The sequence below is a fragment of the Streptomyces glaucus genome (assembly GCF_039533365.1).
GTDB lineage: Bacteria > Actinomycetota > Actinomycetes > Streptomycetales > Streptomycetaceae > Streptomyces > Streptomyces glaucus.
On sequence record NZ_BAAATK010000005.1, the window covers coordinates 38,299 to 57,877 of the forward strand.

The 19,579-nt window shown below is 72.9% G+C and carries 16 protein-coding genes and 2 pseudogenes; 10 read left to right on the forward strand and 8 right to left on the reverse strand.

Annotated elements, in window-relative coordinates; genetic code table 11:
- Nucleotides 1–198 precede the first annotated feature (198 nt).
- The 4 genes from ABD363_RS05380 (at nucleotide 199) to ABD363_RS05395 (ending at nucleotide 5,172) form a co-directional block, all read left to right on the forward strand.
- Nucleotides 199–783: a TetR/AcrR family transcriptional regulator gene (locus ABD363_RS05380; protein ID WP_344600187.1), complete on the forward strand. Its 585-nt coding sequence runs from the start codon at nucleotides 199–201 to the stop codon at nucleotides 781–783.
- Between the two features lie 259 nt (nucleotides 784–1,042).
- Nucleotides 1,043–3,187, forward strand: coding sequence for an amylo-alpha-1,6-glucosidase (locus ABD363_RS05385; protein WP_344600188.1), 2,145 nt, complete (start codon nucleotides 1,043–1,045; stop codon nucleotides 3,185–3,187).
- A 257-nt stretch (nucleotides 3,188–3,444) separates the two neighbouring features.
- Entirely contained in the window at nucleotides 3,445–4,545 is a 1,101-nt protein-coding gene (locus ABD363_RS05390; RefSeq protein WP_344600189.1) for a glycosyltransferase family 4 protein, read from the forward strand.
- A 108-nt stretch (nucleotides 4,546–4,653) separates the two neighbouring features.
- Nucleotides 4,654–5,172: a hypothetical protein gene (locus tag ABD363_RS05395; RefSeq protein ID WP_344600190.1), complete on the forward strand. Its 519-nt coding sequence runs from the start codon at nucleotides 4,654–4,656 to the stop codon at nucleotides 5,170–5,172.
- Between the two features lie 39 nt (nucleotides 5,173–5,211).
- On the opposite strand, the gene ABD363_RS05400 is transcribed toward ABD363_RS05395, so the two are convergent.
- The 3 genes from ABD363_RS05400 to ABD363_RS05410 are packed head-to-tail and all read right to left on the reverse strand — an operon-like array spanning nucleotide 5,212 to nucleotide 8,796.
- Entirely contained in the window at nucleotides 5,212–6,267 is a 1,056-nt protein-coding gene (locus ABD363_RS05400; RefSeq protein WP_344600431.1) for a rhamnogalacturonan acetylesterase, read from the reverse strand.
- On the reverse strand, nucleotides 6,264–7,676 hold the full coding sequence (locus ABD363_RS05405) for an RICIN domain-containing protein (protein WP_344600191.1): 1,413 nt from the start codon (nucleotides 7,674–7,676) through the stop codon (nucleotides 6,264–6,266). The genes ABD363_RS05400 and ABD363_RS05405 overlap by 4 nt, the downstream gene beginning before the upstream one ends.
- Before the next feature lies 1 nt (nucleotide 7,677).
- Nucleotides 7,678–8,796, reverse strand: a complete 1,119-nt coding sequence (locus tag ABD363_RS05410) for a glycoside hydrolase family 43 protein (RefSeq protein WP_344600192.1) — start codon at nucleotides 8,794–8,796, stop codon at nucleotides 7,678–7,680.
- A gap of 417 nt (nucleotides 8,797–9,213) precedes the next feature.
- On the opposite strand from ABD363_RS05410, the gene mmuM reads away from it, so the two are divergent.
- Together mmuM and ABD363_RS05420 are read left to right on the forward strand one after the other, a co-directional pair.
- Nucleotides 9,214–10,242 carry a homocysteine S-methyltransferase gene (gene mmuM, locus ABD363_RS05415; RefSeq protein WP_344600193.1) on the forward strand — a complete coding sequence of 343 codons (1,029 nt, stop codon included), beginning with the start codon at nucleotides 9,214–9,216 and terminating at the stop codon, nucleotides 10,240–10,242.
- 254 nt (nucleotides 10,243–10,496) lie between these two features.
- Complete coding sequence (locus ABD363_RS05420; RefSeq protein WP_344600194.1) at nucleotides 10,497–10,985, forward strand: DUF4265 domain-containing protein; 489 nt, start codon at nucleotides 10,497–10,499, stop codon at nucleotides 10,983–10,985.
- 77 nt (nucleotides 10,986–11,062) lie between these two features.
- Here the strand turns inward: ABD363_RS05420 and ABD363_RS05425 are convergent.
- Nucleotides 11,063–11,931 (reverse strand): IS5 family transposase gene (locus tag ABD363_RS05425; protein WP_344600195.1). Its coding sequence is split into 2 segments (ribosomal slippage): nucleotides 11,063–11,406 and nucleotides 11,406–11,931, totalling 870 coding nucleotides; the frame shifts between segments, so codons are not numbered across the junction.
- Between the two features lie 77 nt (nucleotides 11,932–12,008).
- Between ABD363_RS05425 and ABD363_RS32575 the strand changes: the two are divergent.
- Nucleotides 12,009–12,254 (forward strand): annotated as a pseudogene (locus ABD363_RS32575) (helix-turn-helix domain-containing protein); the annotation flags it as partial.
- Between the two features lie 393 nt (nucleotides 12,255–12,647).
- On the opposite strand, the gene ABD363_RS05430 reads toward ABD363_RS32575, so the two are convergent.
- On the reverse strand, nucleotides 12,648–13,784 hold the full coding sequence (locus ABD363_RS05430; protein ID WP_344600196.1) for an MFS transporter: 1,137 nt from the start codon (nucleotides 13,782–13,784) through the stop codon (nucleotides 12,648–12,650).
- 159 nt (nucleotides 13,785–13,943) lie between these two features.
- On the opposite strand from ABD363_RS05430, the gene ABD363_RS05435 reads away from it, so the two are divergent.
- The gene (locus ABD363_RS05435) at nucleotides 13,944–14,549 is read left to right on the forward strand and encodes a TetR/AcrR family transcriptional regulator (RefSeq protein WP_344600197.1); all 606 of its coding nucleotides are present in this window, start codon (nucleotides 13,944–13,946) and stop codon (nucleotides 14,547–14,549) included.
- A 148-nt stretch (nucleotides 14,550–14,697) separates the two neighbouring features.
- On the opposite strand, the pseudogene ABD363_RS05440 reads toward ABD363_RS05435, so the two are convergent.
- Nucleotides 14,698–15,928: pseudogene (locus ABD363_RS05440) on the reverse strand (IS701 family transposase).
- A 101-nt stretch (nucleotides 15,929–16,029) separates the two neighbouring features.
- On the opposite strand from ABD363_RS05440, the gene ABD363_RS05445 reads away from it, so the two are divergent.
- A protein-coding gene (locus ABD363_RS05445) for an IS5 family transposase (RefSeq protein ID WP_344600198.1) occupies nucleotides 16,030–16,906 on the forward strand; the annotation gives its coding sequence in 2 pieces (ribosomal slippage) (nucleotides 16,030–16,458 and nucleotides 16,460–16,906; 876 coding nt in all).
- A gap of 10 nt (nucleotides 16,907–16,916) precedes the next feature.
- Here the strand turns inward: ABD363_RS05445 and ABD363_RS05450 are convergent.
- Entirely contained in the window at nucleotides 16,917–17,438 is a 522-nt protein-coding gene (locus tag ABD363_RS05450; protein ID WP_344600199.1) for a hypothetical protein, read from the reverse strand.
- 293 nt (nucleotides 17,439–17,731) lie between these two features.
- Here ABD363_RS05450 and ABD363_RS05455 point away from each other — a divergent pair, with 293 nt between their 5' ends.
- A complete protein-coding gene (locus tag ABD363_RS05455) occupies nucleotides 17,732–18,817 on the forward strand; it encodes a LacI family DNA-binding transcriptional regulator (RefSeq protein WP_344600200.1) in 1,086 nt (361 codons plus the stop codon).
- Nucleotides 18,818–18,824: 7 nt separating this feature from the next.
- Here ABD363_RS05455 and ABD363_RS05460 read toward each other — a convergent pair whose 3' ends face one another.
- The gene (locus tag ABD363_RS05460) at nucleotides 18,825–19,493 is read right to left on the reverse strand and encodes a ThuA domain-containing protein (RefSeq protein WP_344600201.1); all 669 of its coding nucleotides are present in this window, start codon (nucleotides 19,491–19,493) and stop codon (nucleotides 18,825–18,827) included.
- Nucleotides 19,494–19,579 lie beyond the last annotated feature (86 nt).

The following is a 19,579-nucleotide window of genomic DNA, read 5'->3' on the forward strand; positions in this document are numbered from 1 at the left end:
GGAGATGAGCGGCAGACGTCCCGGACACGGCCGCTCGGCCCATCCGTCACAGCTTTCCCTGCTTCCCCTGGGAATCACACCAGTTGTGCCGGCCGTGAGCGGCGCGGGACGGCGCGTCGGCCGCGTCGCGGCCGACGCGCCGGATCCTCGGGGCACTAGGCTCTCCCCCAGGAGTCCCAGGTTCACGGAGGTCCCGCCATGCCCCGTGCCGGCCTCACCACCGACCGCCTGGTCGCGGCCGCCGCCGAACTCGCCGACGAGGTCGGCTTCGAGAACGTCACGCTGTCGGCGCTGGCGCGCCGCTTCGGCGTGAAGGACGCGAGCCTGTACACGCACGTCAGGAACCTCCAGGACCTGCGCACCCACCTGGCCCTGTTCGCGGGCGGCGAGCTGATCGACCGGATCGCGGCGGCGGTCGCCGGGCGGGCCGGGAAGGACGCGCTGGCCGCCTTCGCCGGCGCCTACCGCGAGTACGCGCTCACCCGGCCGGGCCGGTACGCGGCGACCCGGATCCGCATCGACCAGGACCTGATCGCCGGCTCCCCGGCCCTGCGCCGCACCGCCGAGATCACCTACGGCATGCTGCGCGGCTACGGCCTGCGGGAGCCCGACCTCACCGACGCCGTGCGCCTGCTGCGCGCCACCTTCCACGGCTACTGCGCCCTGGAGGCGGCCGGCGGCTTCGGCGCCCCCCGCGACGTCCGGGCGTCCTGGGAGAAGGCGGTCGACGCCCTGCACATCACGCTGGAGAACTGGCCCCGCGAGGACGGGGACGGCCGCTGACCCGCACCGCGCCGGGCGCGTTCCCGGCGGGCGCGCCCGGCGCGGTGCGGGTATCCGGGAAGGCGCGCGGAGCGGGTCGCGGCGGCGCCGGCCGCCGGCGCCCCGGAGGGCCATGCGGCCACTTGCAGGAAAATTGAGTTACGTCGTATAAACAATGTCCGATCGACCGTCTTCTCACGGGTTTCGTGCTCACGTGCGTGCTCCGTGATGCCGTGCCCGTGTTTCGTGGTGTTGGGCTGTCATGGCGGGAAGGTGATCGATGGGCCAGGGCTGGACGTTCGCCGGAGAGGCGACGCAGGGCGGCGGCGACTCGGTGACGCTGATCGAGGGATCGTCGTTCTGTCTGTCCGAGCGGGGCGGTGACCTCGCACCCGGTACTCCTCAAGGACTCTTCCACCGCGACACCCGCATCCTGTCCGTCTGGCAGCTGCGGCTGGACGACGAGGAGGTCGACCCGCTCTCCGTCATCGCGCAGGAGCCGTACGAGGCCCTGTTCCTGGGCCGGGCCCGGCCGCGTCCCGGACACAGCGAGGCCACCGTCCTGGTCGAGCGGCACCGGTTCGTGGGCGCGGGCATGCGCGAGGACCTGGTGCTGCGCAACCTCGGCAACGAGGCCGCCGCCTGCCGGCTCACCCTGCGCGTCGAGGCCGATTTCGCCGACCTGTTCGAGGTCAAGGAGGGCCGGGTCCAGCCGCGCGGCCAGTACGGCGTCGACTACGGCGACGGGGTGCTCTCCCTGAACCGGCAGTGGCGCGGCGAGAGCCGGGGGGTGCGGATCGTCGCCGAGGACGCCATCTGCTCGCCCGGCCAGCTCACCTTCCGCGCACTCGTCCCGCCGCGCGGCACCTGGCGGGCGTCCGTACTGGTCACGCCGGTGATCGACGGGGTGGAGACGCCCACGTCGTTCCCGCTGGAGCGGCCCGTGGAGCAGGCCGGGCCGTCGGTGCGGACCAGTGAGTGGCGTCGGTCCGGGCCGCGGGCGAAGGTCGGCGACGAGTCGCTGGCGCTGACGCTGCGGCGCAGCTGCCAGGACCTGGGCGCCCTGCGCATCTTCGACCCCGGCCGGCCGGACACGCCCGTCGTCGCGGCCGGCGCCCCCTGGTTCATGGCGCTGTTCGGGCGCGACTCGATCCTCACCGCGCTGATGTCGCTGCCCCTCGACCCGCAGCTCGCCCTCGGCACCGCCCAGACCCTCGCCCGGTACCAGGGCACGCGGACCGACCCGGTGACCGAGGAGGAGCCGGGGAAGATCCCGCACGAGCTGCGCTTCGGCGTCGAGGCGTCCCTCGCGCTCGGCGGCACCGTGTACTACGGCACCGTCGACGCCACCCCGCTGTTCGTGATGCTGCTCGGCGAGCTGTGCCGCTGGGGCGTCGACCCGGACGCGGTGCGGGAGCTGCTGCCGCACGCCGACCGGGCGCTGGAGTGGGTGGAGAAGTACGGCGACCGCGACGGCGACGGCTTCGTCGAGTACCGGCGCTCCACCGACCGGGGCCTGGCCAACCAGGGCTGGAAGGACTCCTGGGACGGCGTCAACAGCGCCGACGGAAAGCTCGCCGAGCCGCCCATCGCGCTCGCCGAGGTGCAGGGGTACGTGTACGGCGCGTACCGGGCGCGGGCGCTGCTCGCCGAGCACACCGGGGACGCGGCGGACGCCGCGCGCTGGCACGAGCGGGCCCGGCAGCTCAAGCGGCGCTTCAACGAGGTGTTCTGGCTGCCCGGGCGCGGCTGGTACGCCGAGGCGCTGGACGGCGACAAGAACCCGGTCGACTCCCTCGCCTCCAACATGGGCCACTGCCTGTGGACCGGCATCGTCGACGAGGACAAGGCCGAAGCGGTCGCCGAGCGGCTGCTGTCCCCCGAGATGTTCAGCGGCTGGGGCGTGCGCACCCTGGCCACCACCATGGCCGCGTACAACCCGATGAGCTACCACAACGGCTCGGTGTGGCCGCACGACAGCGGCATCGTCGCCGCCGGTCTGATGCGCTACGGCTTCACCGACCACGCCCGCCGCGTCGCCGAGGCCGTCCTGGACGCCGCGGCGGCCTTCGGCGGGCGGCTGCCGGAGCTGCTGTGCGGCTTCGACCGCGCCGAGTACGCCCAGCCGGTGCCGTACCCGGCGGCCTGCTCGCCGCAGGCGTGGGCCTCCGCCACGCCCGTGTACCTGCTGCGGGTGCTGCTGGGCGCCGAGGTGTGCGTCCCGCACGGCCGGATCCGGCTCGCCCCCGTGCTGCCCGCCCGCTTCGGCGCCCTGCGGCTGACCGAGGTGCCGGTCGGCACGGCCCAGGTGGGCGTCCGGGTGACCGAGGCCGGGGAGGTCCAGGTCACCGGGCTGCCCGCGGGGATGGAGGTCTCGACGCAGCCCTGCGCCTGCACGGCCGCCTCCGCCCCGCCGTCCTCCTGACCCACGACGCAGGCTTTCCCCCGCACCGGACGGCCCCGGCGCCCCCCGTGGGCGCCCGCGCCGTCCGTGTCCCGCCGCCGCGGCCGACGCCGTCCGTGGCCGGCCCACTCCCACCCCTCGCCCCTGTTTCCGGGCATGACATGGCACGCCGCGCCGCGGCGGGGCCGTGCCGTGCGCGCAAGCAGCGGGCGCGACCGGCCGCCCGCCGCACGGCCGCGGCGCCCCGGCGGCGGACGCACCAAGGAAAGGAGCTTGACGTGAGCAACCGGCCGCTTCGTATCGCCATGGTCGCGCCGCCGTGGTTCGAGCTCCCGCCGCGCGGCTACGGCGGGATCGAGGCGATGTGCGCCGACCTCACCGACGCGCTGGTGGAGCGCGGCCACGACGTCACCCTGATCGCCGCGGGCCGCAACGGCACCCGCGCCCGCCGCATGCTGCGCACCTACGACGTGCCGCAGGGCAAGCGGCTGGGCGAGCCGCTGCCCGAGGTGTGGCACACCGCGGCCACCGCCCGCCTCCTCGACGGCCTCGACGTGGACGTCGTCCACGACCACACCCTGGCCGGCCCGCTGCTGGCCCGCGGCCGGAGCGTGCCCACCGTGGTCACCACGCACGGCCCGCTGGACGGCGAACCGGGCGACTACTACCGGCAGCTGGGCGACTCCGTGCACCTGGTGGCGATCTCGGACTCGCAGCGCTCCCAGGCCCCGGACCTCAACTGGGCGGGCACGGTGCACAACGCGCTGCGCGCGGGCGACTTCCCCTACCGGCGCGACAAGGAGGACTGGGTCTTCTTCCTCGGCCGCTGCACCCCCGACAAGGGCATGCACCTCGCCATCGACGCCGCGCGCGCCGCGGGCCGGACGATCAAGCTGGCGGCCAAGTGCAGCGAACCCGCCGAACACGCCTACTTCGAGGCCGAGATCAAGCCGCGGCTCGGCCCGGGCGTGGAGTGGCTCGGCGAGGTGACGGGCGAGCGCAAGAAGCAGCTGCTGGCCCGCGCGCGCTGCCTGCTCTTCCCGCTCCAGTGGGAGGAGCCGTTCGGCATGGTGATGATCGAGGCGATGGTGTGCGGCACACCGGTGGTCACGCTGCGCCGCGGCTCGGTCCCGGAGGTCGTCGTCGACGGGGTGACGGGCCTGGTCCGTGACGACGTGGCCGAACTGCCCGACGCCGTCGAGGCGGTGGGCGCCCTCGACTCGCGCGACTGCCGCAACCACGTCATCGAGCACTTCCAGCCGGACACCATGGCGGCCGGCTACGAGGCGGTCTACCGCAAGGTCGTCGAGTCCTCGGCCCCGGCCCCGACGCCCCTGGTGCCGAGGCAGAGGCAGAAGGACATGGCGCCGGTGGCCTGACCGGCCCGGCGGACGGCCCGCCGGACCGGCGGTGTCCGGCGGGCCGCTCCCGGGTACCCGGCGGGCGTCGTACTTCCGTGACTGCCCCTCACTGCCTTGGAGGTGGAGATGGAGAACGGGACGAAGCGGCGTCCGCAGGACAGCTTATGGGTGATCGGCCTGTTCGCCCTGGTCGTCGGTTTCGTGGTCCGTCTGATCTTCGACGGGATGTCCGCGTGGCCGTACGCCGCCGTGAGCGCCGCGTTCCTGGCCGGCTGGACCGTGTGGCTGGTGCGCCGCCGGCGGCGGCACGACGCCGCGACCACGGGGACGGAGGCGGACGACGTCCCGGCCATGGAGCGGCAGGTCCTCAAGGGCGGGCCGGCGCCGCAAGATCCGCGGCGGCGGCAGGCGATGGCGGCCTTCGTCGCCTCCCGCCAGGAGCGGATACGCCGCAACAGCTGGTGGGCGCTGCCCTTGCTGGCCGTCCTCTTCTTCGGCGTCTCGGCCCTGTGCTTCGCGTCCGGCTCCGTCACCGCGGGCGGCTGGACCCTGGCACTGGCCGTGGTGTTCATGACCTGGTTCACCTGGTACAACCGCCGCTTCGCCCGCCGTCTCGAACAGATGCGGCGCCGCCTGCAGAGCTGATTCGGGGCGCCCCGGTTCCGGTCGGGGCGCCCCGGGGGTTCAGCCCGCCCGGACCAGGCCCTCGGGCACCAGGCGCCGGGCGACGAGCGCGTCGCGGACCAGTTGCGCGTACACGGTGGCGCCGTGCACGGAGGTGTGCGTGTTGTCCCGCTTCTCGTCGTGGAGGTACAGCGCCTTGGAGCCCTCGACGCCGAGGGACTCCACCAGCGCCTTGGTCTGCGCGGTGAGGTCGATCAGCGGCACGTCCCGGTCGGCGGCCACCGAGCGGATCACCGCCGGGTGGTCGACGCCGAGGCCGTTGACGAGCAGCGCGGTGCCGTTGTCCAGCGTCCCGTCGGCGTTGAACCAGCGCCGCACGATCGGCGTGACCAGGACCGGCTCGCCGCCCCGGTCCCGCACGCCCGCCACCAGCGCCTCCAGGTTGGCCCGGTAGGCCGCCCCGTCCGTCGTCTTGTCGTTGTGGGCGAGCTGGATCAGGACCAGGTCGCCGGGGCGGATCCGTGCCCGGACGGTGTCCCACAGCCGCGGGTCCCGGAGGTAGGAGACGGTGCTCTCCCCGGAGTCGGCGTGGTTGGCGACCGACAGGCCCTTGCGCAGGTACCGGGGCAGTTGCTGGCCCCAGCCCGCGTACGGGTCGCCGGGCTGGTCGCAGACCGTGGAGTCCCCGATCAGGAGGATCTGCCGGGTGTGCCGGGCGGGGGTGACGCGGACGCCGGCCAGGGCGGGCGCCGGGCCGCCGATCGCCAGGTCCAGGCCGGGGCTGCCGTCGGGTCCGGTGGGCTCCCCCTCGGGGGTGCGGACGTCCACGGTGAAGGAGCGCACGGCCCGTTCGCCGGCCGGCACGGGCGTCCCGGGCAGCAGGGAGCGCCGGGTCTCGCCGCCGATCGCGGTGGCGGACGCGGTCGCGCCGCCCAGCACCACCCGCACGTCGTAGGTGCCGGGCGGCACGTCGAAGTGGCAGGCCGTGGCGGTGCAGTGCTCGATGCCGGGCGGCCGGCGGGCCTCGCCGGCCCGGGCGGGTGCGGCCGGCAGGGCGGCGCCCAGGGCCGCCGCCGCCAGCACGGCCAGGGACAGGCGTCCCGCCGGGCCGGTCATGTTCCGCGCGTCCACTGCTGGTTGGTCCCTCCGTTGCAGGGGTGGGTGATGAGCGCGGCGGAGTTGGCGGTGGACGCGCCGCTCACGTCCAGGCACTCGCCGGTCGCCCGGGAGCTGACGGTGAGGTGGGAGCCGGTGGTGGTGAGGGACCACTGCTGGTCCGTCGCCGCGCTGTCGCAGTCCTCCTGGGTGACGGTGCTCGCGTTCTCCCGTACGCACAGGGAGCTGTTGCGGACCATCAGCTGGTGGTAGCCGTCGCCGGCGGGCCGGAACCAGAACCGCTGGTTGCCGCCGCCGTTGCAGTCGTACTGCTTGAGCTGGGCGCCCTGCCACTGCGACTGGCCGGTGACGTCGGCGCACCTGCCGCTGTGCCGGGCGGTCAGCGTGTGGTAGGTGGCGGCGGTGCCGGTGACCGTCCCGGCGGCGGCGTCGACCGTGATCTCCGGATACCAGGACAGGGACAGCGAGGTGGCGGTCGGGAAGGCCAGCGGCAGCCACACGTACCGCGAGTCGTTCACGGTCCCGCCGAAGGAGTTGCCCCAGCGGTCGCCCAGGTAGAGGTAGGCGGTGCCGGACGTGCCCTGCACCGGCAGGACGTACGCGGTCTGCGAGCCGTACGCCGTGGAGTCGCCGGCGTTCGTCATCGCCGACCAGGGCCCGGCGAGGCTGGTGGCGGTGGCGTACTGCTGCTGGTTGGGGCTCCAGCCGGTGGCGCCCGAGGTCAGCATGAAGTACACGCCGCCCCGCTTGAACAGGGCCGGGGCCTCGCGGTGGCCGCCCGGCCAGGGGTTGGCGACCAGGCTCGCGACGCCGGTGTAGTCGGCGGTGAGCCGGTAGATGTGCAGGTCGTAGTTGTCGCGGGCGGCGGAGACCAGGTAGCCGGCGCCGTCGGTGTCGGTGAAGACCGTGAGGTCCCGCGACATGTGCCGGCCGAGCGGGCGGAAGCTGCCCCGCCAGGTGTAGTCCCCGTCGACGGTCGAGGAGACGGCGACGGCGGCCCGGGCCTCGCTGTAGTCGGTGCCGTTCTCCTTGTGCATCCACATCACGAACTGGCCGGTGGCCGCGTTGTACATGACCTTCGGCCGTTCGATGTTGGCGGTGGCCAGCTCGGGCGCGGACGACTGGGTCAGGACGTGGTTGCGGAACTCCCAGTTCTTCAGGTCGGTGGAGCGGTAGGCGTCCACGTACCGGAAGGTGTTGTCGGCGTTGCGGTGCTCGCCGAACCAGTAGTAGTAGGCCCCGACCTTGATGACGCCGCCGCCGTGCGCGTGCACGGGGTTGCCCGAGGTGTCGGTGAACTGCGTGCCGTTGACGATCGTCCGGGGCGCGGCCTGGGCGGGCCCGGCGCCGGCCAGGGCGGTGAGCACGCCCAGGCACAGGGCGAGCAGGATCGCGTGCGCGCGTCTCATCTCACGCGCCCTCCCGCGCCGTGTCGGCCACGGGGACGCCGAAGTCCGGGGTGCCGTCCGGCTTCCAGCCCAGCTTCTGGACGCGGGTGTGGCGGTTGGGGTCGTGCAGCGGGTCGCCGGTGATCTCCTTGTACTGGCGGGCGTGGTAGACGAGGACGTCGGTGCGGCCGTCCTCGGCGACCGTGAAGGAGTTGTGGCCGGGGCCGTACTGCCGGGTGGTGTCGTTGCTGGTGAAGACGGGGACCGGGGACTTGGACCAGTTCGCCGGGTTCATCAGGTCGGCGTCGGCGTCGACGGTCAGCAGGCCCATGCAGTAGTTGGCGTCGGTGGCGCTGGCCGAGTAGGTCATGAACAGCCGGCCGTTGCGGGCGATGACCGACGGCCCCTCGTTGACCTTGAAGCCGACGCACTCCCAGGCGTACTCGGGGGTGGACAGCCGCACCTGGGGGCCCGTCAGGGTCCACGGGTCGGCCATCTCGGACAGCCACAGGGCGGTGTTGTTGTCCATGCCGGGCTCGTGCTGGGCCCAGGCGAGGTAGCGGGTGCCGCGGTGGGTGAAGGTGGTGGCGTCGAGGGAGAAGGTCTCCCACGCCGTCTTCAGCTGCCCCTTCTCCACCCAGGCGCCGCGGAAGGGGTTGGGGTGGGCGTTCTCCAGCACCCAGATGCGGATGTCCCACACGCTCTCGGCGGGCGCGGCGGCGAAGTAGATGTACCACTTGCCGTCGACGCGGTGGATCTCCGGCGCCCAGATGTGCGCGCCCATGGCGCCGGTGGCGTGCTTGCGCCAGATGACCGACTCGGCGGCGGTCGCCAGGCCGTTCAGGGTGCGGGAGCGGCGCAGGATGATCCGGTCGTACTCCGGGGCGGTGGCGGTGAAGTAGTAGAAGCCGTCGGTGTGGCGGTGGATGTGCGGGTCGGCGCGGTTGCGGACGAGCGGGTTCACGTACGGGGCCGCCTTCGGGGAGGGGGCGGGAGCGGTCCCCGGGGCGGCGAGGGCCGGGGCGGGGGCGGCGGCGAGGGCGCCCGCGGCCAGGGCGCCCTTCAGCATCAGTCTGCGGCTGGGCACGTGGGGGGCCTGACGGGCTTCGGCGGCTTCGGGCAGGTCGTCGGGGCGGCTCATGCGGACTGCCTCTCGGGTGGGGGTGCGCGAAACGGGGGTCCGGTACTGCTGGACCCTGTGCAATTCGTTCGATATTTCAAACAACATCTGTCATTACGAACGCCGAAAAGGTAAGGGTGTGTCACGGACAGGTCAACGGGTCCGGCGTGAAGAGGCGCCCGCGGATTGTCGTCGCCCCGGGACGGCGGCCGTGCTCGGCGCCCGCGGCAAGCCCGGCGTCGGCGCCTCGGCGCCCCGTGGGGAACGCGGGCATCGGCCCCCGCTCCCGGTACCGCGGTCCGGCCGGCAGACGGGGCGCGCGGATGCCGCACGGCGGCCGGATCCGGGCCGGTCCGGGCTCGTGGGCGCGGGCCGCGCGGCGCCAGGGGTTCCGGCGCCGGGGACCGCCGCACCGGCCGCTTCGACTAGCGTCGAGGCATGACCAGGCGTTCCCCTGCCGCCCACGACACCGGGCGGACCGCTCACGACACCCGGCAGGCGGATCACGGCACCCGGCCCGCCGAGCGCGGCGCCCGGCAGGCTCCGCCGCCCCTCGCCGACGCCCTGGCCGCCGGGACGCTCGTCCTCGACGGCGGCCTGTCCAACCAGCTGGAGTCGGCCGGACACGACCTGGGCGACGAGCTGTGGTCGGCGCGGCTGCTGGCCGAGCGGCCGGAGGCGGTCGCCGAGGCGCACCTCGCCTACTTCACGGCGGGCGCGGACGTGGCGATCACCGCCAGCTACCAGGCCACCTTCGAGGGGTTCGGCAGGCGCGGCATCGGACGCGAGCGGGCGGCCGGGCTCATGGCGCTGAGCGTGGAGCTGGCCCGCGAGGCGGCCCGGCGGGCCGCGCCCGGCCGCCCGCGGTGGGTGGCGGCCTCGGCCGGCCCGTACGGGGCGATGCTCGCGGACGGCTCCGAGTACCGGGGCCGGTACGGCCTGACCGTGGCCGAGCTGGAACGCTTCCACCGGCCCCGCCTGGAGGTCCTGGCCGCCGCCGCCCCGGACGTCCTCGCCCTGGAGACGGTCCCCGACGCCGACGAGGCCGCCGCCCTGCTGCGCGCGGTGCGCGGGCTCGGCGTGCCGGCCTGGCTGTCGTACACCGTCGCGGGCGGCCGCACCCGCGCCGGGCAGCCGCTGGAGGAGGCCTTCGCCCTGGCCGCCGACGCGGACGAGGTGATCGCGGTGGGCGTCAACTGCTGCGCCCCCGAGGACGTGGAGCACGCGGTCGCGACGGCGTCCCGGATCACCGGCAAGCCGGTCGTGGCGTACCCCAACAGCGGGGAGCGATGGGACGCGCGGGCGCGGGCCTGGACCGGCGGTTCGACCTTCGACGCCGAGCGGGTGCGGGCCTGGCGGGCGGCGGGGGCGCGGCTGGTCGGGGGGTGCTGCCGGGTGGGGCCGGGGGCGATCGAGGGGATCGCGGAGGTGCTGGGGAGGGACCGGGACGGACGGGAGGAACGCTGAAGGATCCGGCCGGAGCAGCCGTCCGAGGCAGGAGCGATCGAGGCCTTCACCTCCGTGGCCGATGTCATGCGCCCCCGTGGAGGAAGGGGATTTCCGCCCCTGCCGCATACCGGGAGAGATGTACTGGGCCGTGTTTTAGAAGCCGATCATCTGGCGGCGGTCGGCGATCTTCGCGAGCTGCCAGCCGGGCCCGGAGGCACGCGCCTGCGTGCTCCGCAGTCCGGTCTGGTGGATGCGAAGTGGATGATGATTCGGTGACGAACATCAGTGACGACCACGTGAAGGTCCATTTCCGCATGGAGATGGACGAGGACGGATGGCCGCCGGCGAGTGTCGAGAGCCTGTGGGCTGTCGACCTCGGCAATGGCACGGTGCGGCTGGACAACACTCCCTGGTTCGTCCGCGGAGTCGCCAGTGGTGACGTCATCAGGGTTCAGCCGGATGATGACGGTCTTCTCTGGGCCGGAGAAACAGTGGAGCCTTCGCAGAACTGCACCATCCGGCTCATCGTGCTGAAGGACGACGGATCTGCCGCCGCCCGGCAGAGCGTCCTGGAGGTCTTCCATCGCCTCGGCACGACGGGCGAAGGCATCGAGCGGTTCGGGATGGTGGCCTTGGATGTCCCGCCGCAGGCAGACCTGCTGAAAATCCGCGAGCTGTTGGAGTACGGCGAGGCGAAGGAGTGGTGGCACTGGGAAGAAGGGTGTGTCACTGCCGCCTGGGAAGCCACTGCGCGACCGTGAGGGCAGCGGTGCCCCGTCCCAGCCCGCAGCGAGCCAGGCTGCATCGTTCTCGTGCAGGGCCCGACTGCTCAGGTTCGTCATATCCCTTCGCCAACCGCGGCGATCAGGACGGTGGCCTCGAAGCGGACCGCGAGTTTGTCGAACCGGGTGGCGACCGCCCGGTTGCGCTTGAGTCGGTTGATCCCGCACTCGACCGCGTGCCGGGCCTTGTAGTCCTCGCGGTCGAACGCAGGAGGCCGACCGCCGGCCTTTCCTCGCCTCTTGCGCTTGGCGGCCTGGTCGGCAGGCTCCGGGATCGTGCAGCGGATTCCGCGCTTTCGCAGGCAGGCCCGGTTGGCTCGGGAAGAGTACGCCTTGGCGCCCCGCACCCGCAGCGGCCGGACACGGGGACGGCCTGGTCCGGTGCGGGGCACTCGGATGCCTCCAGGATGGCGGCGAACTGAGGACCGTCACCACGCTGACCGGCAGTGACCAGCAGAGACAGTGGTCGTTGGCCTTGCTCGCAGGCCAGGTGGATCTTGGTGGTGCATCCTCCCCGGGACCGGCCCAGGCCGTGGTCGTCTGGTTCGGCGCGGGTTCCGCCCGGCGGTTCCTTCTGGGACTGGCCGTGGCGGCGGGCGCCCGCGGCGTGCTGATGGGCCCGGCAGATCGTGGAGTCGACGTCGGCCTCCCACGTGATCAGCCCTGCCGCGTCCGCCCGGGCCTGCAGCCGGGTCAGCAGTTCGGGCCAGGTGCCGTCGCGTTGCCAGCGGCGGAAGAGTCCGTAGACCGTCTGCCACGGCCCCTGCTCCGACGGCAGATCCCGCCACGGAGCACCGGTCCGCACCCGCCACCGGATCCCATCGATCAGCCTCCGCCGGCCCAACGACGGCCGCCCCAGCACCGCGATCGGCAACAGCGGCTCCAGCACCGCCCACTGCCTGTCGGAAAGATCCCCTCGCCCCACACCGCGATCATCACGATGCGAGACGAGGAGTAGAACCGACTTTCCGCAAGCAGTACGAGTCCGGTGCCACGGTCGACGAACTCCTCGCCGCCGGCGGCCTGTCCTACGGCACGGTCCTCAACCGGCTGCACGATGCCGGGACCGTGATGCGCACCTCGTGGCAGACCCGTCGGCTGCGCCAGGATCCGCAGGCGCGCCAGCATCTCGCAGCCCACCTGCGCACCCTGTACGAGCCGCCGCAGCGCGGGCCGCCGAGCGGCGAAAGCTCGCGCTGTCCCTGCGGGCACGGTACGAGGCCGGAGCGCCGTGCCGGAGCTTGCTGAGGACTGCCACTACCCCGTGGCCACGGTCTACCGGCTCCTGCACCAGGCCCGCGTCCCATGCGGCCCCGACCTCGCATGGCCCCGGGGGCCAGGCGAGGAAGCGGCCATGAGCACCGCGGCCCTCTCCGCGCCCGCATCGCCGACTGGATCAACACCCATCCGTAGCCCGCCGCCGATCAAGCCGCTTTCGTGCTCTGTGTCCCGCCGCCACCTGACCCCGCCGACATCACAACAGATGCACGGCATTGCTTCAGCCACGCCCGGAACCGGTACGCGTTGCCGCAGAGCGCGCACAATGCGGCGCCGACTGGCGTGCCGCCGCCGGTACAGCGACGGAACTTCAGTCGGCGCCGTGTGGCTACGCGTCTCCGGTGGGCCCTGTGAGGGGCTCGGTCATCGCAGGGCGTCGTTGGCGCGGGCGGTCCGGATCGCCAGGGCGGCGAGCAGGGCGCAGGCGCCGCCGAGCCACAGCACGCCCTGGAGGGTGAGCGTGTCGACAATGACGCCGCCGACCAGCGCGCCGAGGCCGATGGACAGGTTGAACACCGCCACCCACAGCGAGGAGGCCGCTTCAACGGCCTGCGGGGCGGCCTTGATCATCCAGGTCTGGAGGCCGACGGACACACCGCCGTAGGACAGACCCCAGACGATCAGCAGGATGGCGCCGCTCACCTTGGACTGGCCCAGCAGCAGGAAGAGCGGCATCGCGATCGCCAGGGCGACAGAGATGATCAGCACGCTCCGGTGCACGCGGCGGGAGAGCGCCGACCCGGCGACGAAGTTGCCGATCATGCCGGCCACACCGAACCCGAACAGCAGCGGACCGACGTAGCGCTCGTCGATCCCCGACAGCTTCTGCAGTGCCGGGCTCACGAACGTGTAGGCGGCGAAGTGCCCGAACACGATGAGCACCGTCGCGATGATGCCGACGCGCACGCCCGGGTTGCGGAACTGCTCCATCAGCAGCTTCGGCCGGATGACCTGGGATGCGGCCAGCCCCGGCAGAACCGCCAGCAGGGCGATCAGGGTGACGAGCGCCAGGGCGCTCAGTGAGGAGAAGGCGATGCGCCAGCCGGTGAGGTCACCAACCAGGGTGCCGAGCGGGACACCGAACACGTTCGCGGCTCCGACGCCGCCGAAGATGACCGCGGTGGCCCGCGGCACGTCCGCGGGGGCGACGAGCCGGACGGCCAGGCCGCTGGCGACCGCCCAGAAGCCGCCGATCGCGATGCCGACCAGCACCCGGGAGCCCACCAGCACGGCGAAGTTCGGTGCCAGAGCGGAAGCCAGGTTGGCGGCGGTCATCAGGGCCATCAGGCCGAGCAGCAGGATGCGCCGGTCCATCGACCCGACGAGCATCGGAACCAGCGGTGCCGCGAACGCGGCGACGATGCTGGGCACCGTCACCATCAGCCCCGCCGTCCCCTCGGAGATCGACAGCGCGGATCCCACCGAGGTCAGCAGACCGATCGGCAGTTGCTCGGCGGTTACCAGCAGGAAGGTGCCCAAAGCCACCACGGCGACCGCCATCCAGCGACTTTTCTCCGGAGCCTGTGGTTCCTGCGCTTGGGTGGGGGTCTGTTCTGCGGTCGTCAAGGGAGCCTCCTTCAACAATTCGGGAGCGATCGCTCCCGAACCGATGACCCTAGTACGGGAGCGCTCGCTCCACAAGTTGGGTAAGGTGAACACATGGCACGCCCCCGGCAGTTCGACGAGAAGAACGCGGTCACGTCGGCAACCGAGCTGTTCTGGCGACGCGGTTACCACGCCACCTCGGTGCGCGACCTGGGTGACGCGCTGAAGCTCACGCCCAGCAGCCTGTACCGGACGTTCACGGACAAGCACACGCTGTTCCTGCGCGCGCTCGACCACTACCGGGCCACCGAGTCGACTCAAGCCCGGCAGCGGCTGGACGCGGCGGACCGTCCGGTCCGGGAGGTACTGCGGGAGTGGATGCTGTGGCTGGTGACCTGCCCGGCCGATGGCGAGTCCGGCCGCGGCTGCTTCGTGGTCAACACCGCCACCGAGCTCGGCACCACCGATGAGAAGGTCCGTCAGCGGACCGAAGCCGCGTTCGAGGTCACGCGGCAGGCTCTGCGCTCGACACTGGCCGAGGGCCGTGGCCGTGGCGAACTGTCCGCCGACCTCGATATCGACGGCGCCGTGGAACTGCTGTTCACCACGGTGCTCGGCCTGCGGGTACGGGAGCGCGCCGGCCACGACCTCGAGCGTCTGACCACCGCGATCGATCTCGCGATCCGAGCCTTGGGACCCGCGCCCGCGGAACCTGCCTGACGGCACGGGGCGGTGCTAGTAGTGCTTCGTTAGGTTCTGCGCTGTCTGCGGCGGCTTCGCGGGGTGGGCAGGAGGCGGCCGCAGGTGGTGCAGGTGCCGGTCCAGCACCTCAGCAGGTCCTGAAGGACGTCGAGGACCTGGTAGAGGGTCAGGCCGGTGTGCGGGCTTCTGGGTCGAGCCGCCGCAGGGTGAGGAAGGCCTGGGCGGCGGTGACGAGGGTGACGTGGTGGTGCCGGCCGCGCCAGGTGCGGCCCTCGAAGTGGTCCAGACCCAGGCCGTGCTTGAGCTCGCGGCAGTCGTGCTCGATGCGCCAGCGCATCTTCGCCCACCGCACCAGGTCGGCGACCGGGGTGGTGGCGGGCAGGTTGGTCATCCAGTAGCCGGTCGGCTCGGCCGCTGCTGCGGGCTGCTCGATCAGCAGGGTCCGCAGCGGCAGCGCCCCGTTCCAGCGGCTGCGTCCGCCGGCCGCTTCCTGAGCGGTTCGGGTCGCTTCCTTGCCCGAGGGCCGCACCTCGAGCACGGCGAAACGCGAGGTCATCACGCCTTTGCTGCCCTGCCGCCAGGTGACCGACTCGAAGCGGGTGTCAGAGTCGACAAACGAGGTCAGTGGCTTGGCGGCCTCGCGGTAGCGGGGCAGAGTGGGCGGCCCCAGCCCGCCGTACTCGGGCAGGTGCGGCTCGGCCACGGCCGGGCGGGCAATCTCCTTGGGGTCGACCGCAACCACGTAGGACCAGCTGCGTTCCTCCAGCGCGAGCCGGAAGGAGACGCTGCGACCGTAACCCGCATCGGCCACGATCACCGGCACTGCCAGCCCCTGGCCGGCCAGCCGGTCCAGCAGCCCCAGAGCCAAGCGCGTTTTGGACACATGCCCGATTCTCCTCGGGCACCTGGGCCCGCCGGCGCCTCTGCTCGTCCTGCGCCCACTCCTCCGGCAGGAACAACTCCCACTCCAGCGGGCAGGACGCGGTGTCGGTGGCTGCATGCACGCTGACCACGACCTGGCAGTTCGCCCGCTTGCCCAACGCCCCGCAGTACTGGCGGGCCACCCCGACCGACGCGGTGCCGCACTTGGGAAAAGACACGTCGTCGATCACCCACACCTCGGGGCCGATCGCCTCGGACAGCCGCTGGGCGATCCGCCGCCGCACCGGCAGCGGATCCCACGGCGACTGGTTCACGAACTGCTGCAAGACCTGCATGTTCCCGTCCGGCAGCCGCTCGGCCATCGGCTGGATCGACTTCCGACGGCCATCCAGCATCGGACCCCGCAGATAACATTCGCCCCACCGCCGCTGATCCCGCCGCGGCATCGAGCCGAAAACATCGGCAACGAACTCCGATAACTCACCCCGGAGCCGTTCCACCTCCCCCAGCCTCATACGAGGAAGATGCCCACCACCAGGTGAGATCACCCGACGTAACGAAACACTCTAGGCCGTGTATCGAAAGTAGATCTTGGGATTGTGAATGATCACGGTTCATGGGTCGGGGAGATCTCACGGACGAGCAGTGGGCGGTGCTGGGGCCGTTGTTGCCGAAGGGGACGAAGGCGGGGCGACCGCCTGTCTGGCCTCGGCGGCAGCTGATCGACGGCATACGGTTCCGGGTCCGGACCGGTGTTCCGTGGCGGGACATCCCTGTCGAATACGGGCCTTGGAACCGGGTCTACGACCTCTTCCGTCGACGGCAGCGGAACGGCACCTGGCACCGCATCCTCACCCGCCTCCAGTCCCTGGCTGATGCGAAGGGCGCGATCACGTGGGACCTCAGCGGCGACTCCACGGTCCGCCGCGCCCACCAGCATGCGGCCGGGGCTCGCAAGCAGGGTGATCCGCAGAAGGAGCCGCCGGGCGGCGTGTTCACCGAGCCTCGTGATCACGGGCCGGGACGCTCGCGCGGCGGGTTTACCACTCAAACTGCACTTGGCCGTCGAACAGGGTCAGAAGCCCCTCTCGATCGTGGTGACGGCAGGGCAGCGTGGAGACTCACCGCAGTTCGAACCGGTGCTGGAGAAGGTTCGCGTGCCCCGCCTCGGGCCGGGTCGGCCACGCGTTCGTCCCGATCGGATGCGGGCTGACAAGGCGTACGCCTCCCGCGGGAACCGCGCCCACCTGCGCCGCCGCGGGATCCGCTGCACCATCCCGGACAAGGCCGACCAGGCCCGCAACCGCCAGAAGCTAGGCTCCCGCGGTGGCCGGCCGCCGCGCTTCGCCCCGGTCGACTACCGCCGGCGCCATGCGGTCGAGTGTGGGATCAACCGCCTCAAGAGACACCGTGCTGTCGCCACGCGATACGACAAGCTCGCCGTCCGCTACGAGGCGACCGTGCTGGTCGCGGCCATCAGCGAGTGGCTGTGACCTCGGGCCGTCACGGGGTGGGATCCACGTTCCATGCCGCGGGCAGACCGCTGCCGCAGAAGACGCAGACGAAGTCGTCCTCACGGACGATGTTGCGCTCCTGGCAGTCGGGGCATCGCCGGAACACCACCTCGTGGGTGAAGCCGGATGGCCGCCGGAGCTCTGCAGCGTCCAGGGCGCGGGCGACTTCCGCCCAGGAGGTGACATCTGGGCAGTAGCCGGTGGACTGGTTGCTGACCTCGCTCACGGTCCACCGGTCCGCCTCGCGCATGAAGCTGATCTCACCAGCGCTCAGGACCATGTCTCCGCCGGCACAGGCCACGTGCTCGCTCCGGCGCGGCGCCAGCCGAAGCACACCGTCCACGCCGACCACGAAGGTGAACGGTTCGGCCAGCTCGGCCGCCGATTGCTCCACGATCCAGCCGTCGAAGTCAGCCGCCGAGCCGATACGACGCCCGCCGCCACCAGGCCGGACCGCGGCCTTCAGCTCGACCGGTCCGACATATCGATAGCTCCGCCCCCGCTCAGTCACGTCAGCCAACCTAGAGCACTTCCGGCACACGCCCCAGGGGCGGAGGTGGCGGAGGAACTCCCCGTCCGGCCCGCGTCGGCCGCCCGTCCGGGTTTTCGAAGGTTGCGGCCGTCAAGATCCCGCGCTTTCCGCCGTCTTCCCGCCGCCCTGCGCCACACCTACAGTAGGAAGCGCTTTCTGTCCGGCCGGAACCGGTCGGGCCCGGCCCGGTCCGGGCACCGGTCCGACGCCGGGAAGCAGCGCTGGTCGAAACTTTCCACGGCCCTCGGGCGGGCCGGAGAGGTGGTGTCCCGATGGTCCGTGCGGGCAGGGCGGGCGTGGCGGCCGGGCCGACGCTGGCCGTGGTGGCCCGGGAGGCCGGGGTGTCGGTGCCGACGGCGTCCAAGGTGGTCAACGGCCGCGAGGACGTGGCGCCCGAGACCCGCCGCCGGGTCACCGAGGCCCTGGACCGGCTGGGATACGTCCGCCGGCCCCGGTTCGACGGGGCGCGGACGCTCCGCATGGTCGACCTCGTGGTGCACTCCCTGGAGAACTCCTGGTCGGGCGCGGTGCTGCACGGGGTGGAGGAGGCGGCGTACGACGCGGGGCTGGAGGTCGTGGTCTCGGCGGGCCCGAGCCGGCGGCGGGGCGGGCGGCCGGAGCGCGACTGGCTGGACCGGCTCGTCGTCCGGGGGTCGTCGGGGGTGCTGTTCGGCCTGGCCGAGCCGACCGGGTCGCAGTACGCGTGGCTGGAGCAGCACCGCATCCCGTTCGTGCTGATCGACCCGGTGCTCGAACCGCCGCCGGGCGTGGTGTCGGTGGGCGCCGCGAACTGGCAGGGCGGGGTGACGGCCACCGAGCACCTGCTGTCGCTCGGCCACGAGCGGATCGCCGTCATCACCGGGCAGCGGCACGCGCAGGAGGGCGACGCGCGGCTGGCCGGCTACCGTTCGGCGCTCGCGGCGGCACAGGTGCGCGACCGCGCCGAGTACGTCCGGCACGCCGGCGCCGACCCGGCCGCGGCCCGCCGCCACACGCTGGAGCTCCTCGATCTGCCCGAGCCGCCGACGGCCGTCTTCGTCTGCTCGGACGCCCTGGCGCCCGGCGTGTACGAGGCGCTGGCCGCGCGCGGGCTGCGGGTGCCGGACGACGTCAGCGTGGTCGGCTTCGACGACCTGCCCGAGGCGCGCTGGCTCGGCCCGGCCCTGACCACGGTCCGCCAGCCGCTGGCGGAGATGGCGGCGACCGCCCTGCGCCTGCTGGTGCGGATGATGGACGGCGACCGCCCCGAGGGCACCCGCACCGAACTCTCCACCCGTCTCGTCGAGCGGGCCAGCACGGCCCCGCCGCCCGCCGCCCCCGGCGGGACGCGCCGGGCTCCCGCCCGGGCGGCGGGCTGAGCGGCCGTCACCCGGCCCGGTCCGCGCCGTCCCCGAGCCGTGCCGCCCACCCGATGCCGCCGCGCAGGTGGGCGCGGAAGGCGGGGTCGTCGAAGGCCTCCGCGGCGTGGCCGAGCGCGGTGTAGAAGACACGGCCGGCGCCCTGGTCGCGGCACCACGCCAGCGGGTGGTCCTCCCCCATGCCGCCGCCCTCGTACGACGACTCGTCGGCGCGGACGAGGACGTGCACCCGCCCGCGCGGGTTGGTGCGGAAGTCGTACCACTCGTCGGTGAACTCCCATACGGCGGGCAGGTGCCGGGTGGCCGGATGGGCCCGGTCCTCGACCACCGCCCGGCCCGGCTGGTGGGCGGGGTGCCGGGCGAAGCGGGCGCCGAGGAGTTCGCCGTAGTACGGCCAGTCGTACTCGGTGCAGGCCGCCGCGTGCACACCGGCGAAGCCGCCGCCCGCCTCGACGTACGCGGCGAGGCGGGCGCGCCCGGCCGGGGTCAGCACCTCGCCGCTGGTGGAGAGGAAGACGACCGCGGCGTACCGGTCGAGGGGCGCTTCGAGGGCGGCGGGGTCCTCGGTGGCGTCCACCGCGAAGCCGCCGAGGGCGCGCAGGGCCGCGACGCCGGCCGGGATGGAGTCGTGCCGGTAGTCGGTGGTACGGGTGTAGACGAGGAGTCGGGAAGTCATGCGGCCGAGCCTAGGGGGCGGGCGGTGCGGGGCCCGGCCGGGGCCGGGCACTCCGGCCGGCCGCTTCGGGCCTCGCGGATGGCCGC